Here is a 15,410-nt window from a genome sequence, read left to right on the forward strand (position 1 = left end):
CGACACGGGTCGGGCCGGATGTCGACGGGTACGGCTGCCATGGTATATACGGGTGGCTGCCGAGGGTGCCGGTATGGCAGCGATCGAACTCGAGGGGCTCACGAAAGATTACGGCGAGGTACTCGCCAACGACGACGTCACGTTCGCCGTCGAAGAGGGGGAAATTTTCGGGTATCTCGGCCCCAACGGCGCGGGGAAAACGACGACGATCCGGACGCTGCTCGGGTTTCTCTCGCCGACCGCGGGAACGGCTCGGTTACTCGGTAACGACGTGACCGACGAGTCCCAACTGCTCGCGGCCAAACGCCGGCTCGGCTACCTCCCAGACGATCCGGGGTTCGACGAAACGGCGACCGGCCGGGCGGTCCTCGACCTCCACGCATCGCTCAAGGGCGACGAGCGAAGCGCGGAGTTGCTCGAGCTGTTCGATCCGCCGCTCGATCGCGAAATCAGGGAGTACTCGCGCGGCAACGTCGAGAAGCTGGGACTGGTGACGACGTTCATGCACGATCCCGATCTGGTGATTCTAGACGAGCCGACCAGCGGGCTCGATCCTCTCCTCCAACAGCGGTTCAACGAGTTCGTCCGGACCGAACGGGAGCGCGGGCTGACGGTGTTTTTCTCCTCGCACATCCTGAGCGAGGTGCGAAAGCTGTGCGACCGCGTCGGCATCATCCGTGACGGCCGGCTCGTCACGGTCGAGCCGGTGGAATCGCTACTGGACAGGAGCGGCAAGTTCGTCCGGTTACACGCCGCGGAAGCGATCCCGGTCGACGCCCTCGAGATCGACGGGGTCCACGGCATCGAGTCCGATACGGGGCCGAGCGACGGGACCGAATACGCGTTCACGTTCACCGGCGACGTCAACGCCCTGCTCGCGGCCCTCCGGGAGTACCGATTGCACGACCTGTCGATCGAGGAAGCGCCGCTCGAGGAGGTCTTCATGCGGTTCTACGACGATTCCGGCGGAAGTGAACGGAATGGGGCTGGTCTGGCCGCGGGGACCGGCACGGCGGATGCGGGTGAGAGCGATGTTTGAACTGATCGCGTACGACGGCCGCCGCCGGCTCCGGGGCAGCCTGTCTCTTTCGATCGGGCTCTCCGTACTCGCCGCGATGGTCGTCTGGGTCTATCCCTCCTTCGAGGCCGAAATCGACCTCGAGGGGCTGCTGGCGGCCTATCCCGAGCCGATCCTCCAGGTGATGGGGGTCCAGACGATGACGAGTCTGGCGGGCTTTCTCTCGTTCGAACTCTACACCTTCGGCTGGATCATCATGCTGGGGCTGTATCTGGCCTACAGCACTGCGGGGACGATCGCCGACGACGTCGACCGCGGGCGGATGGACGTGTTGCTGGCGATGCCGATCTCCCGAGGGAGACTGGTCGCCGAGCGGTTCGGGGCGATGGCCGTGCCGATCGTCGGTGCTAACCTCCTCCCGCCGCTGGTCGTCTACGTCGGCGCGCACCTGATCGACCACCCGATCCCCGCCGTCGACGTCCTCGCGGTCCACCTGCTCTCGATTCCCTACCTGTTCGCCTGCGCCGGGATCGGCCTGCTCGCGTCCGTGATCGTCGATCGGGCGACGACCGCCCAGCGGGTGGCCCTGGGCGTGACCTTCGCGCTCTTTCTCTCCGAATCGCTGCTGTCGGGGACCGACGCCGAGGTCGTCGGCGCGATCGCACCGATGCGGTACTACGATCCCAACGCCATTTTGCTCGAGGGGAACTACGACCTTCTCGGCGCGGGGATCCTGGTGGCGATGACCGTCGCGTTGCTGGTCGGGAGTCAGGTCTGGTTCCGCCGGCGCGACGTCTGAGAGTCGGTCGTCGCGGTCCGAGTCCGCCCTGAGACGCCGCGCGCCGACGATCCCGTCGCTACCATATCGAGTTCGGGGCCCAAACGAGCGTCCGATATCACAGGAGCGGCTGCAGCGCCACCAGATCGCCGTCTACGCGGTCGCGATCGCACGGGATCGGGGCTGGGACGACCGTCTGCAGCGTCGATCTTCCAGCGACTCATCACGCCCGTGCTGGCGGTGTTGCTGTCCGCGGCCTTCGTCCGGTTTCGCGCCGCGATCACCAACAGCCGGTTCATAGACGGCGCGCTCGTGCTGACCTTCCTCGTCGTCCCCGTCGTCTACGGGCTCACTCGATTCCTCCCGAACGAGCCCGTCGTTCTGGTCGGCGCGTCCATGGTGTTGTTGACGCCGCGTATCGACTACGTGATCGCGTTCACCGACCTCGCCGGCGGCGACGCCGGCCTGCTGCTCCTGCAACTGCTGTTTCTGCCCGTGTATCTCTGGCTGTTCAGGGCCGAGAGGGATCGCGACCGCCGTCGAACCCGGCCCCTTCCTCGAGGCATTTCTCCTGTTGATCGCCGTGCCGCTGGCGCCGGCGTGGCTCACCGAGATCGGAGCGACCGGCTCGCCGACCGCCCGCTGCTGGCAGTCGGCGATGGGGTGGCTTCCGGTTCCGATGATGGTGCGACCCTGCTGGTCGTGATCGCCTCGCAGCTCCCGCGGGTTCGGGGCTCGATCGAGGGGGATCGCGGCCGTCGTCCCCGTTCACGTCGCCTTTCCGGTCGTCATTTTCCACGAGGGGCGCGCGGAGCTATTTCCTCATGCTACAGGGGGTTTCGATCGATAGCTAGCGGGCCGTCTCAGACCACGTCGCCGCGAACCGTCACGCCGTCCTGTTGCTCTCGCCACGCGTGGAGTTCCCGCGCCGCGGTTTTGGCCTCGTCGTCGTCCAGTCCGAGCATCTCGAGAGCCGCCGACAGCGTCGGCAGGGCAAGTTCGCCCTTCCGGAGCTTTCGGAACGCCTCGTCGCTTCGAGCCCCCTCGGCCCAGAGACAGACCCCGCGGGGATCGAGCAACTGCGAGTAGTCCTCGCGCAGTCGCGCCCCGCGCAGTCGCTGGGTCACGTTGTCCTCGAAGGAGGCGTTACAGACCTCGAGGTGGATCGGTTCGTCGTCTCCGAGGAGGTGGGCGGCCAGACACTGCTCGGGCGCGGCGTGGCCGTTCGCGTTGGCGCGAAGGTATTCGGGATACTCGCGCGCCCAGTCCGCGCGAACCGACTTGCCGACGCCCGCGACGCCGTGGGAGTCGCGGAACGCTGCGTCGGGGTCCAACTCGTGGTCGTCCGCGCCAGCGGTCGGGCTGCTGTCGTCGCGCACGAGAACGTCCTTCGTCACGTAGACGTCCAGGCGTTCGACGGGATCGAGTCCCAGCGCGACGTCGCCGAATGTCCACACCTCCCTGACCGGCACCGGCATGCGCTCGTCCGCGACGGTCTCCACGAGGTCCTCGAGGCGGTCGACCGCCACTTTCCGATCGAATCCACTCATCGATCGCCGTTGGTGCCGGACGCGCAAAGTCGTTTCTCAGTCGCGACCGCGTGCGATCGTTCGGACCGCCGACCTGCGGTCAGCGGCCACGACCGTCACGAGCGATGGCTCGAGAGATCAGGTTTTTTACCGATTCGCGGCGAACGCAAACCCATGCGACACCGGATCTTCAACGAGGACGGCGACGCGGACCTCGTCTTCGTCATGGGCTGGGGCAACCGCTGGACCCACGAGAACGTCAGCTGGCTCATCGGACGGCTAACCGAGGCCGGCTATCGGGTCCACGCGTTCGAACTCCCGACGAACATCGGGGACTTCAAAGCCGACTGGCTCGAGCCCGTCGCCGAGTACGTCCGCGATCTCGAGGGGTATCAGTTGCTCGGCCACAGCGCCGGCTCGCTGGTGGCACAGGCCCTCGACGGCGCGGACAACCACGTCTATCTGAGCCCGTGGTGGGGGTACGGCGAGGGGTTCCCGGAACCGGTGTTAGATGCCGTCTCGAGGCTCCCGACGACGTTTCCCTGTCTCCCGACCGGCGGCTTCGACCGCGAGGACCTCGGTCGGGAGGCGACCGACCACCAGCTCGAGACGACTCCGTCGTGGGTGTCGCCGGCCTTCGTCCGCGAGACCCGCCGCGCACAGCAGGAGTTGCTGACGATCGATCACGACGCCGTCGTCTTCTGCTCGCTGCGTGACCCCGTCATCAACCTGCGACCGATCGGCGAGCGGGTGCCCGCCGACCACGTCGTCCTCTACGACGGCGGCCACGAACTGTTCTCCTCGCCGGGTCGCGAACGGTACGTCGATCCCCTGCTTGCCGCCCTCGAGGACGGCGCTGACGCCCTCGAGCGTCGCGAACGAATCCCGGCCTGAACGCTCGGACGCCGTGTAACTCGCGACGCCACTGGTACTCCCGGAGACGAAACCGTGATTGGCGGCGACCGACAACGGCCCGCTAATGGACTGTACCCGATGCGACGAGGAAGCGGTCATGCACGCCGCCTACTCCGGCTCCCATCTCTGTGCGGATCACTTCCGCGAGTCGGTCGAAAAGCGGGTCCGACGGCGCGTCCGACGGGACGATCTCGTCCCCCACGACGCGACGCCCGAGGACCCGCAGACGTGGGTGATCGGGCTCTCCGGCGGGAAAGACAGCGTCGTCCTCACGCAGATCCTCCACGACACCTTCGCCGAGGACCCCCGCATCGAACTCGTCGGGCTGACTATCCACGAGGGCATCGAGGGCTATCGCGACGAGTCCGTCGAGGCTTGCGTCGAACTCAGCGAGGAGTTGGGCATCCGCCACGAACTCGTCAGCTACGCCGAGGAGTTCGGCGTCCGCATGGACGAGGTCGTCGAGGACGACCCCGAGAACATGGCCGCCTGCGCCTACTGCGGCGTCTTCCGGCGAGATCTCCTCGAGAAGTACGCCGAGGAACTCGAGGCCGACCTGCTGCTGACCGGCCACAATCTCGACGACGAGGCCCAGACTGCCCTGATGAACTTCCTCGAGGGCGACGTCGAACAGATCGCGAAACACTTCGACGCCAGCCTCGGTCCCCTCTCGGAACGGGGCGAACAGGACGAGTTCGTCCCCCGCGCCAAGCCGCTGCGTGACGTTCCCGAGAAGGAGGTCGCCCTCTACGCCCACCTCGACGACCTGCCGGCCCACATCGCCGAGTGTCCCCACGCCAGCGAGGCCTACCGGGGCGAGATCCAGCAGTTGCTCTACGATCTCGAGGAGAACCACCCCGGTACCCGACACTCGATCCTGGCTGGCTACGAGGATCTCGCGTCGATCGCCGCCGACGAGTACGGCGGCGACGACGGTGCCGACCTGCAGGAGTGTGCCGAGTGCGGGTCGACGACGACCCGCGAGGTCTGTCGGAAGTGTTCGCTGCTCGAGTCGCTGGCCTGACTCGAGGCGGGCTCTATTTCGACGTTTCAGCTTCGTATACGCTCGTAAACAGCAATATCCGTCCCAGTTCGTCGAAGGAGACGCTCGCTCACGGTGAGAACCGAGCGAAAAAGCGGCTACGGACGGAACCGATCGCAGGTGGTGTGTCGATCGTGGTCGCGTCGGTTACCGGATGACGTCGACGCCGTTCTGGCGGTCGACTTTCTCGCGGCCGCCGTCGCTTTGCGCGCCGAAGCCGGAGCCGCCGGCCTCGACGTTGTTGCTCGCGTCGAAGTCGGCCTCGTTGATGCCCTCGATGCTCGCGCGGGACTTGTCGGCCTGTTTCTGTGTGGTCGGGCCGAGGACCTGCGCGCTCTGGACGCCGGTCATGATCGCCATGACCCGGACCTTCCCCTTGTAGGACTCCTGAATGCGCGCGCCCCAGATGACGTTCGCGCTGGCCTCGAGGCGCTCGGTGATGTTGTCGGCGATGCCCTCGGCCTCTTTGAGCGTGAGGTCGGGGCCGCCGGTGATGTGGACGAGTCCGCCGCTCGCGCCGCGGTAGTCGACGTCAAGCAGCGGATGGTTCATCGCGTCCTTGACGACCTCGTCGGTCTTGTTCTTGTCCTGGGTCTCGCCGACCAGCATCACCGCGACGCCGCCCTGGTTCATGATCGTGGACATGTCCGCGTAGTCCAGGTTGATCAGAGACGGTTGGGTGATCGTCTCCGAGATGCCCTTGACGGTCTCGGCGATGATCTGGTCCATCACCGAGAACGCCTTCCCGATCGGGAGGTTCGGGACGTAATCGAGCAACCGGTTGTTGTCCAGCACGATGATCGAGTCGGCCTGCTCGCGCAGCTTCTCGAGGCCTTCCTCGGCTTTGACCGTGCGGGCACGTTCGACGTTGAACGGCGTCGAGACCATGCCGACGACGATCGCACCCTGCTCTTTGGCGATCTCCGAGACGACGGGGGCGGCACCCGTGCCGGTGCCACCGCCCATCCCGGCGGTCACGAACACGAGGTCCGCATCGCCGAGGACGTCCTTGATCGTCCCCTGGGCCATCTCGGTGGCGCGTTCGCCCATCGACGGGTCGCCACCGGCACCGAGCCCGTTGGTGAGGGATTTGCCGACGAGGATCTTCGTGTCGGCCTCGATCATCTTGAGGTGCTGTTTGTCCGTGTTGATCGCGATCGTGTCGGCACCGTCGACGCCGATGTTGTACAGGCGGTTGATGGTGTTGTTGCCGGCACCGCCACAGCCGACGATGACGATCCGCGGATCGCCGAACTCATCGTCGTCCATCGAGACGTCCATCTCCCGGGCCTCTTCCTCCGCGTTCTCTAAGGCGTCCTGAACGATATCCTGCATCGTTACACCTTGGCCCAGTTGCGTTTTCCGGACTGCTCCTTGGGAGCCTCCCGCTGTTCGTTGATCATCTCGCGGACGGCCGACCGGATCGCCTCGCTCCGGTTCGGGAACTCGCCCGCGTCGACCAGTTGCTCTACCTCATCGATCTGCTGTTTCGGGATTCGCAGTGTCACACGCTCCATGGTTGTATTCCCCGTTGGGGGTAAGACGGTGGCGCGCCCCTGTCAGACGCGGCGTGTCTTACGCCGAAACCGCCCGAAGTCGGGAGGTTTCCCGTCTTGCCGACGGGTGTAAGACAATCCGTCTTACGCGACTAAGTCGATGTTTGGCACAGATAATAAAACTTTCCCCGAGACTGACTTTCAGTGTCTTACACCAGTCAGCGCTGGCGAGTGTCCGCCTCGAGGACGTCCGCCGCCGGCGTCCGACGACCACAGCCCGGACAGAACGACCAGTCCGAGCGGACCTCGTCGCCACAGTCACAGAACAGTCGCCGGGTGGACTTTTCGCCGCAGTTGGGACAGTAGACGTGATCGCCCTCGAGCGCCTCTCCGCACTGGCTACAGGCGGTATTCGTCTCCTCGCGCGGCTCCAGTTGCCCGTGATCGGGGCCGTCAGTTACCGGTTCGCGCGGGCGCTCGTTCTCGAGTCGGACGTCGTCGATCGCCCCGTCTCGAGCGCCGGTCAGCGAGATGGAGATCGTCACGTCCCGCGGCTCGTCGGACACACGCGAGCCCGCGGCCTCGAGTCCTAGCTCTCGCAGTCGGATATCGAGTCGTTCGTCCACGCGTGCGCGGACCAGGTCGTCGATCGCCGTCTCCCCGTCACGTTCCGACGCCGACTCGCCGTGACCGCCCTCGAGGTACTCCCGGAGCGCCTCGCGCATCGCCTCGCTCTTGGAGACGTCGAGGGCCTCGAGCTGATCGACGAGATCGTCGTCGGCGCGGAACGTGATCTTGCTCATGATCGAACTACCTCCCCTCTTGCCACGCCTCCCATATCAATCATGCTGCCGTTCACGCCTCGTGACACGTCGTGATCGCCTCGAATAATAACCCTTATGTGGGCAAGGGCGGCTACGTTGGAGTGCCCGCCCTTAGCTCAGACTGGTAGAGCAGTCGACTGTAGATCGACTTGTCCCCCGTTCAAATCGGGGAGGGCGGACTCTCTTTCCCGTCGAAGTGCAGCAGACACCGAATAGCTTGCCGTCTTGCGATTTTACCCCTCTCGAGGCGGCCGCAAATTCCGAGTGGAACAAGGATCTTGTTGGGGGTCCGCGCCGTCTGGCGAATCCCATAGCTGAGAGGTGGGTCGCGTGAGCCGGTACTGTCCGCACTGCGGTGGCCGTATGACAACTGAGTCACGGCCGGCGGCCTCCCCCGTCGCGTTTGTGAGAGTGGCCCACACCATCTGCAGGCGGTGTCTCGAGGTCGATCAGTCCTTTCCGGAAATCCACTGACGGGGAGCCGATCGAATCGCGCCCGTAGTCAGTCAGTTCGGCCGGACCACCGTGACCGCCGCGTTCGGAGCGCCCCGTTGCGGCCTCGAGCGTCGCCGTCTCGAGGACGTGGTCGGTGCGTCCGAGGAGGACGGTCTCGAATCGGCGATCGGCATCGATACGGAGACGATCCTCGTATTGGCGACGGGACCCGGTAGCGGATCGCACTTTCGGTCGGTGCGTACTGTGGTCTCGGCCCTCGAGTCTCGAGCGGTAACCGAGTCGATCGTCCCGACTCGAGGATCGCGAGAACGTTCGTCTTCATTGACCTGTACGACACCGTTTCGGCGGCTCCGTCCACGCAATCTCTCCCTACAGGTCGTCGACGTCGGTCGACTCGAGTCGGCCCCGGATCCGGAGCCAGCGGCTCGGACAGTTCTCGAGCGCGGACTCCCGTGCGATCTCGCGACCCGCTCGTATCGGCGAACGTGCCTGTAACACGTGTCTGACTCGGGTAGACGGGTCGAAACAATGAGCCGGGACGGCGTCGCTGTCGGTGAGATCGCCGAGGATGTCAAACCAGTCAGTACGCGGTTCGCGATCGTCGGTGAGGGATCGGACGGACGACCGCGAATCGGCGACGGCCGTTCGCCTCGCGGACGTGACACACGAGTACGGGGGAACGGGGGGACGGCTCCGCTCGGGCGGGGACCGGACGGTGACCGCGCTCCGGGGAGTTACCTTCGACGTGCCCCGGGGGGCGATCGTCGGCCTCGAGGGGCCGAGCGGAAGCGGGAAGTCGACGATCTTACACGCGGTCGCGGGCCTTCTGGTCCCGACAGAGGGCCGGGTCGAGGTCGCGGGCACCGACCTGACGGTGCTGTCGGACGCGGAGCGGACCCGACTGCGGCGTCGCCACATCGGGATCGTCTTCCAGCGATTCTACCTCTTGCCGTCGCTGTCGGCCCGCGCGAACGTCGCCCTGCCGCTCGTGCAGGCAGGGGTTCCCCGCGCCGATCGCCGGGATCGAGCGGAGTCGCTGCTCGAGGCGGTCGGGCTCGGCGACCGGGCGACGCACCTTCCCGGAGAACTCAGCGGCGGCGAACGCCAGCGTGTGGCGATCGCGCGGGCGCTGTCGACCGATCCCGACGTGATCGTGGCCGACGAACCGACCGGCGAACTCGATACGGCCACCGGCCGGACCGTTCTCGAGCTGTTGACCGACGTCGGGCGCGATCGGGCGGTAATCGTCGCCTCCCACGACGAGGCCACGCTGTCGGTCGCGGACCGGATCGTCGCGCTGCGCGACGGACGGGTGGACGATGTCCGGTGAGGGCGACGACGCGACGCCGGACGGATCGTGCCGCCGGACGCGCTGGCGCGGGCTCGTCGGCCTGACGGTCACCCGGTGGTGGCAGCGGGCGACCCGGACGACGGGCGGTCGGATCGCGTCGACGATCGCGACCGTCGCGCTGACGGTCGCGTTCCTGCTCGTCGTGACGGGAGTCGCGCTGGCGCTGGCCGACGGCGGGACGGCGAGCGACGACGACGCGGCCGTGCAGATAACCGCCGAGGACGGCAGTACGCTCTCTACAGTCGACGGCGTCGAAGGGCCGCGACTCGGAGCGAGCAACGACCGCGCCCGCGAGCTTCGATCGGCGTCGGGCGTCGACCACGCCTCGCCCGTGCTGGTCGAGACGGTCCGCCTCGAGTCCGACGCGGGCGAGCCCCGGCCCGTTCGAGTGGTCGGCGTCGTCCCCGACGGGGAGTCCAGGACCGTCGCCGGTCTGCCGACGGCACCCCTCGAGGCGGGCGATCCCCATTACGCCGATGGCTCTTACGACGGTCCCCGAGCGGGCGGGATCGTTCTCTCGCCGACCGCGGCCGACCGCCTCGAGGCCTCGGAGGGCGACGAGGTGGCGGTGTCGATGCCCGGCCGGGATCAGGCGAACGCGTCCGGGGCCGTGCCGACAGTGACCGTGGCGGCCGTCGCCGACGGGGGCGACGGCGGTGCGCCGGTCGCGATCGTCCACCTGAGCGAACTCCAGTCGCTGTCGGGGGCCGACGACGGCCAACTCGCCGATCGGGTCCTCGTCTGGGGCGAGCCCGCGGCGGCGTCGGCCGCCGGGGACGCCTACCCGGACGCGTCGGTGACGGTGGCCGGAAGCGCGGACCCGGCCGCGCTGTTCGACGACGGGCTGGCGTTCGCGGCGAGCGCCGTCGCACTACTCGTCGGGCTGACGATCTGTGCCTCCTTCGTCGCGACGACCGCGGGGATGGCCGTCGACGAGGACCGACGGACGCTGGCGGTCCTCGAGTCGGTCGGAGTTCCCGTCGGTGGCCGCCTGGCCGTCGTCGCCGTCTCGACGGGACTCACCACGCTCGTCGGGGCACTCGCGGGCGTCGCGTTCGGCGCGGCGGGAATCGCCGGCGTCAACGCCGTCGCCGGTGCGACCGTCGCGCCGGGCGCGGTCGCGCAGTTTCATCCCCTGTTCGTTCCCTACGGGATCGCCGTGGCCCTCCTGGCGGGGCTGGTCGCGGTGCCGTACCCGCTCGCCGTGGCCGCGCGAACGTCGGTCCTCGAGGAGGTGGGGCGATGAGCGTTCGCGGGGCCGTCGTCCGGCTACGAGCCGTCGCGGGACTGGCGCTCGCACAACTCCGGCGCGCGCCCGGCCGGACGACGCTGACCGTCATCGCGGTCACGCTCGCGGTGCTGTCGGTGACGGTCCTGGCCAGTCTGGGCGTCGGCGTCGTCGACAAAGGGGAGCAGGGGCTTGACAACGCCGGGCGGGACATCTGGATCTCGCGGGAACCGGTCGATCCGTCGGCGAGCGGGACGGCGAACCCGATCCCGGGGGCACACGCGAGGGCGGCCGAACTCTCGGCCCGGGAGGACGTCAACGCCGCGTCGCCGATCGCGATGTACGACGTCTACGTCGGGACCGAGCCCTCGAACCTACAGCGCCACCCCGCGGTCGGGGTCCAGGAGACCCACGGCGGCTTCGACTTCGAGGCCGGCAGCGGGTTCGAGGTCGACCGGGAGACGGCGGCCGCGCCGCCGCCCGACGACCCCCAGCGCGAGGAGATCGTGATCGATCCGCGGGTCGCCGACGACCTCGGCGTCTCGGTCGGCGACACGATCCACGTCGGCACCAGCCGGGAGACGGCGGCGACCCACGAGTTCACGGTGATCGGGATCTCGGGCTACTACTCGCAGTACCTTGGCTCGCCGGCCGTGACGGTCCCGCTCGGTGATCTCCAGGCCGTCGCCGGCACCGAGGGGACCGATCGCGCGACGTTCATCACCGCCGACGTGGCGGACGACGCAGACCGAGAGACCGTGGCCGCCGACCTCGACGCCGAGTATCCGGCGTACGACGTTCGGACCAGCGACGACCAGATCCGGTCGGTCCTCGAGGAGCGATCGATCGTCCTCGCCAGCGGGATCACGCTGGTCGGGCTGGCCGTCCTCGGCGGGGTGGTCCTGACGGCCAACCTGTTCGCGCTGGTCGCCCACCAGCAGCGCGAGCAGCTCGCGGCGCTGCGGGCGATCGGGCTCTCCCGCGGGCTGCTCGCCGGGGTGATCGGCATGCAAGGGCTGTTGATCGGGCTGTTCGGCGGCCTCCTCGGACTCGCGGCGACGCCGCCGGCCGTGATCGGGCTGAACCGCCTCTCGGCGTCGGTGCTGGGCTTCGACGAACTGCTCCGGACGCCGCCCGCGGTCTACGCCGGCGGCTTCGCGCTCGCGCTGGCCGTCGGGACGGTTGTCGCGCTGGTCGCCGGCTGGCGGGCCGGCCGCTACGCCCGCATCGAACACCTCGAGGCCTGAGCACCGACTCGAGTGCTTGAGATCCCGATCGACACCCCACGGCGACGACCTCCGCCGGCGTATCCACGCGGAAGCCACTTGCAGCCCGGGGCCGTACGGATCGCGATGCGAGTTCGAACACCCGATCGCGAGCGACAGCGGACGGCCGGCGCGGGACCGACGACCGCGTCACGCCTGCGAGGGCTCGCCCGACATCTCCTGACCGCAATCGGCCTGCTCACCGTTACGTACGCCGTGTTGCGACTGCTCGGGCCGCGAGACGACGTTCCCATCCAATCGGTCGACGAGGCACGGGACGAAATGAACGAGATACTCCCCGAGGGGGTCACGGACCGCGCCGCCGACGCCGTCCCCGACGACTCGTCGATCGACTCGATACGGAACCGCCTCGAGGCCGGCGACGACGACATCACGCGGACGACGATCGACGGGCCCTGGAGCGAGGCCTCTGAATTCGACCCCGGCGTCGCGCCGTCCGACGGAGAACGGGGCGGCGACGAGGCCGACGTGACCGGACTCGAGGAGGGTGGCGAAGCCGAGTCCGACGACCTCGAGACGGACGCGAGCGGCGACGCCTCCGACGAGGCGGTCGACGAGTCCGAAGAGTGAGCCGGTCCGCGAACCGATCGAAGTCCACCGGAAACGTGGTGCTTATCCGCCGGTCATCCCTACCGTATTCCGATGACTGACGGGGACGTCGCGGCGTTTACGCACCTCGGAGCGACGGTCCGCGGGGCGCTCTCCGAACGGGGTTTTTCGCGGCCGACGGCACCGCAGCGACTGGCGATCCCGCCGCTCGCCGCCGGCGAGAACACGCTGGTGATCGCGCCCACCGGGAGCGGCAAGACCGAGACGGCGATGCTGCCCGTCTTCGATCACCTGGTCACCGGAGACGGTCCCCCGGAAGGGTTCGGCGCGCTCTACATCACCCCGCTGCGGGCGCTCAATCGCGACATGCGCGAGCGCCTCGAGTGGTGGGGCGAGTACCTGGACCTCGCGGTCGACGTCCGCCACGGCGACACCACCGACTACCAGCGGAGCAAGCAGGCCGAGGACCCCCCGGACGTGCTGATCACGACGCCGGAGACGGTCCAGGCGATGCTCACCGGCAAGCGCCTGCGCGAGGCGCTTTCCGACGTCTCCCACGTCGTGATCGACGAGGTCCACGAACTCGCCGCCTCCAAGCGGGGCGCGCAGTTGGCGATCGGCCTCGAGCGACTGCGCGACCTCGCCGGCCCCGTCCAGCGGGTCGGGCTCTCGGCGACGGTCGGCGACCCCGGCGAAGTGGGGCAGTTCCTGACGGGGGGCCGACCCTGCGAGATCCGGGAGATCGACGTGGGGAGCAACGTCGACGTGACGGTCCGCGAACCCGTGATCACCGAGGAAGACGAGCGGCTGGCCGGCGAACTGATGACCGAAGCCGATACCGCCAGCCACGTCCGGCTGATCCGCGATCTGGTCGCCGACCACGAGTCGACGCTGATCTTCGTCAATACGCGCCAGACCGCCGAGGCGCTTGGCTCGCGGTTCAAGGAACTCGACCTGCAGATCGGGGTCCACCACGGCTCGCTCTCGAAGGAGGCCCGGATCGACGTCGAGGACCGGTTCAAAGCCGGCGAGATCGGCGGGCTGCTCTGTACGTCGTCGATGGAACTCGGCATCGACGTCGGACAGGTCGACCACGTGATCCAGTACAAGAGTCCCAGACAGGTCACCCGACTGCTCCAGCGGATCGGCCGGGCGGGGCATCGACAGGACGAGGTCTCGAGCGGGACGATCGTCACGACGCGGCCCGACGACACCTTCGAAGCGCTGTCGATCGCCCGCCGGGCCCGCGACGGCGAGGTCGAACCGGCGGCGATCCACGAGGGGAGTCTCGACGTGGTCGCCAACCAGTTGCCGGCGATCGTCCAGAGCCGCGGCGACACGTCCCTCGACGAGGCGATCGAGACGATCACTCGCTCCTATCCGTTCCGAAACGTGCCCGAGGCGACGATCCGCGAGATCGTGGGGGAACTGGACCGCAACCGAATTCTCTGGTTCGACGAGGGCGAGGACCGCATCGAGACCACCGGCGGCACCTGGCAGTACGTCTACGCGAATCTCTCGATGATCCCCGACGAGGAGACCTACGAGGTCCACGACATCGCCTCGGGGGGCCGGATCGGGACCCTGGACGAACGGTTCGTCGTCAACTTCGCCCAGCCCGGCGAGGTGTTCATCCAACGGGGCGAGATGTGGCGGATCGCCGAGATCGACGACGAGGAGGGCCTCGTCAAGGTCAGCCCGATCGAAGATCCCGCCGGCGAAGTCCCCTCCTGGATCGGCCAGGAGATCCCCGTCCCCGCCGCAGTCGCGGAGGAAGTCGGCGAGATCCGCGCCGTCGCCGAACCCCAGTTCGCGGCCGGGGCCGACGCCGCGGCGGTCGGCCGGGAACTCGCCGGCCGGTATCCGGCCGACGAGTACACGCTGACCGAGGCCTGCACCCAACTCGAGGCCCAGGTCGACGGCGACGCGCCGATGCCGACCGCCGACCGGCTGGTCCTCGAGCGGCAGGGACGAACGATCGTCCTCAACGCGCCGTTCGGCCACACGGTCAACGAGACGCTCGGCCGGGTGCTGTCGGCGCTGTTGGGTCAGCGGGCCGGCTCCTCGGTCGGCCTCGAGACCGATCCCTACCGGATCGAACTCGAGGTGCCGAACTCGATCGCGACCAGCGAGGTACTCGAGGTCATAGAGGAGACCGACCCCGACCACGTCGAGGCGATCGTCGAACTCGGTCTGAAAAACTCCGACGCCCTGGCGTTCCGGCTGGCGCAGGTCTCGGCGAAGTTCGGCGCGTTAAAACGCTGGCAGGGGCAGGGCTCGGGCCGGCTCTCGAACGATCGCCTGCTGGCGGCGCTCGAGGACACGCCGATGTACGAGGAGGCGGTCCGCGAGGTGTTCCACGAGGACCTCGATATCGAACGCGCGAGTGCGATCCTCGAGCGGCTCCAGTCGGGCGACCTCGAGCTGGTGACCCATCGCGGTCGCACGCCGGTCGGGCAGGGCGGCCGATCGTCGGGCGGCAAGGAGCTGCTCGCGCCCGAAAACGCCGACGCGAGCGTCATCGAGACGGTTCGGGAGCGACTGCAGAACGACCGGGTCATCCTGCTGTGTACCCACTGCAAGGAGTGGAAAGTGAAGACGAAAGTCAAGCGGGTGGCCGACCGGCCCGAGTGCCCGGAGTGCGGTTCGACCCGGATCGCCTCGCTGAACCCGTGGGCCGACGAGGTCGTCCGGGCGGTCCGAGCCCAGGAAAAGGACGAGGAACAGCAACGAGTGACCGAGCGCGCATTCCGGGCCGCGAGCCTCGTTCAGAGCCACGGCAAGCGGGCCGTGATCGCGATGGCCGCCCGCGGGGTCGGCCCGCACAACGCCGCCCAAATAATCAACAAACTCCGCGAGGACGAGGCCGAGTTCTACCGCGACATCCTGTCGAAAGAACGGGAGTACGCCCGGACCCAGTCGTTCTGGGACTGAAAGC

14 protein-coding genes, 1 tRNA gene and 1 pseudogene are annotated in these 15,410 nt (G+C 68.0%); 11 read left to right on the forward strand and 5 right to left on the reverse strand.

Annotated features, from left to right (window positions below; translation table 11 throughout):
- The first annotated feature begins 73 nt into the window (after positions 1-73).
- From A6E15_RS03010 to A6E15_RS21785, 3 genes and pseudogenes are all read left to right on the forward strand, one after another.
- A complete protein-coding gene (locus A6E15_RS03010; protein WP_076143501.1) occupies positions 74-1,039 on the forward strand; it encodes an ABC transporter ATP-binding protein in 966 nt (321 codons plus the stop codon).
- On the forward strand, positions 1,032-1,817 hold the full coding sequence (locus A6E15_RS03015) for an ABC transporter permease subunit (protein ID WP_076143504.1): 786 nt from the start codon (positions 1,032-1,034) through the stop codon (positions 1,815-1,817). Before A6E15_RS03010 ends, A6E15_RS03015 begins: the two co-directional genes overlap by 8 nt.
- Before the next feature lie 94 nt (positions 1,818-1,911).
- Positions 1,912-2,604 (forward strand): annotated as a pseudogene (locus A6E15_RS21785) (arsenic resistance protein); the annotation flags it as partial.
- 55 nt (positions 2,605-2,659) lie between these two features.
- Here the strand turns inward: A6E15_RS21785 and A6E15_RS03025 are convergent.
- Complete coding sequence (locus tag A6E15_RS03025; protein WP_076143505.1) at positions 2,660-3,346, reverse strand: DUF7095 family protein; 687 nt, start codon at positions 3,344-3,346, stop codon at positions 2,660-2,662.
- A 153-nt stretch (positions 3,347-3,499) separates the two neighbouring features.
- Here A6E15_RS03025 and A6E15_RS03030 point away from each other — a divergent pair, with 153 nt between their 5' ends.
- Complete coding sequence (locus A6E15_RS03030; protein ID WP_076143508.1) at positions 3,500-4,219, forward strand: alpha/beta fold hydrolase; 720 nt, start codon at positions 3,500-3,502, stop codon at positions 4,217-4,219.
- Positions 4,220-4,304: 85 nt separating this feature from the next.
- Positions 4,305-5,264, forward strand: a complete 960-nt coding sequence (ncsA, locus tag A6E15_RS03035; protein ID WP_076143510.1) for a tRNA 2-thiolation protein NcsA — start codon at positions 4,305-4,307, stop codon at positions 5,262-5,264.
- A 165-nt stretch (positions 5,265-5,429) separates the two neighbouring features.
- Here the strand turns inward: ncsA and ftsZ are convergent, their stop codons facing one another.
- The 3 genes from ftsZ to A6E15_RS03050 form a co-directional block, all read right to left on the reverse strand.
- On the reverse strand, positions 5,430-6,617 hold the full coding sequence (gene ftsZ / locus A6E15_RS03040) for a cell division protein FtsZ (RefSeq protein ID WP_006180080.1): 1,188 nt from the start codon (positions 6,615-6,617) through the stop codon (positions 5,430-5,432).
- A 2-nt stretch (positions 6,618-6,619) separates the two neighbouring features.
- Positions 6,620-6,799, reverse strand: coding sequence for a ribbon-helix-helix domain-containing protein (locus tag A6E15_RS03045; RefSeq protein WP_076143512.1), 180 nt, complete (start codon positions 6,797-6,799; stop codon positions 6,620-6,622).
- 197 nt (positions 6,800-6,996) lie between these two features.
- On the reverse strand, positions 6,997-7,581 hold the full coding sequence (locus tag A6E15_RS03050) for a double zinc ribbon domain-containing protein (protein WP_076143514.1): 585 nt from the start codon (positions 7,579-7,581) through the stop codon (positions 6,997-6,999).
- Positions 7,582-7,707: 126 nt separating this feature from the next.
- On the opposite strand from A6E15_RS03050, the gene A6E15_RS03055 reads away from it, so the two are divergent.
- Positions 7,708-7,781: transfer RNA gene (locus tag A6E15_RS03055), tRNA-Tyr, on the forward strand.
- 646 nt (positions 7,782-8,427) lie between these two features.
- Here A6E15_RS03055 and A6E15_RS21630 read toward each other — a convergent pair.
- Positions 8,428-8,556 carry a hypothetical protein gene (locus tag A6E15_RS21630; protein ID WP_277612874.1) on the reverse strand — a complete coding sequence of 43 codons (129 nt, stop codon included), beginning with the start codon at positions 8,554-8,556 and terminating at the stop codon, positions 8,428-8,430.
- Positions 8,557-8,626: 70 nt separating this feature from the next.
- Here A6E15_RS21630 and A6E15_RS03065 point away from each other — a divergent pair, with 70 nt between their 5' ends.
- From A6E15_RS03065 to A6E15_RS03085, 5 genes are all read left to right on the forward strand, one after another.
- Complete coding sequence (locus A6E15_RS03065; protein WP_076143518.1) at positions 8,627-9,388, forward strand: ABC transporter ATP-binding protein; 762 nt, start codon at positions 8,627-8,629, stop codon at positions 9,386-9,388.
- On the forward strand, positions 9,378-10,655 hold the full coding sequence (locus A6E15_RS03070; protein ID WP_076143520.1) for an ABC transporter permease: 1,278 nt from the start codon (positions 9,378-9,380) through the stop codon (positions 10,653-10,655). Before A6E15_RS03065 ends, A6E15_RS03070 begins: the two co-directional genes overlap by 11 nt.
- Positions 10,652-11,884, forward strand: coding sequence for an ABC transporter permease (locus A6E15_RS03075; protein ID WP_076143522.1), 1,233 nt, complete (start codon positions 10,652-10,654; stop codon positions 11,882-11,884). Before A6E15_RS03070 ends, A6E15_RS03075 begins: the two co-directional genes overlap by 4 nt.
- A gap of 105 nt (positions 11,885-11,989) precedes the next feature.
- Complete coding sequence (locus A6E15_RS03080) at positions 11,990-12,493, forward strand: hypothetical protein (protein ID WP_076143525.1); 504 nt, start codon at positions 11,990-11,992, stop codon at positions 12,491-12,493.
- A gap of 72 nt (positions 12,494-12,565) precedes the next feature.
- Positions 12,566-15,406, forward strand: coding sequence for a DEAD/DEAH box helicase (locus A6E15_RS03085; RefSeq protein WP_076143527.1), 2,841 nt, complete (start codon positions 12,566-12,568; stop codon positions 15,404-15,406).
- Positions 15,407-15,410: the final 4 nt, after the last annotated feature.

This window comes from Natrinema saccharevitans (assembly GCF_001953745.1).
Classification (GTDB): Archaea; Halobacteriota; Halobacteria; order Halobacteriales; family Natrialbaceae; genus Natrinema; species Natrinema saccharevitans.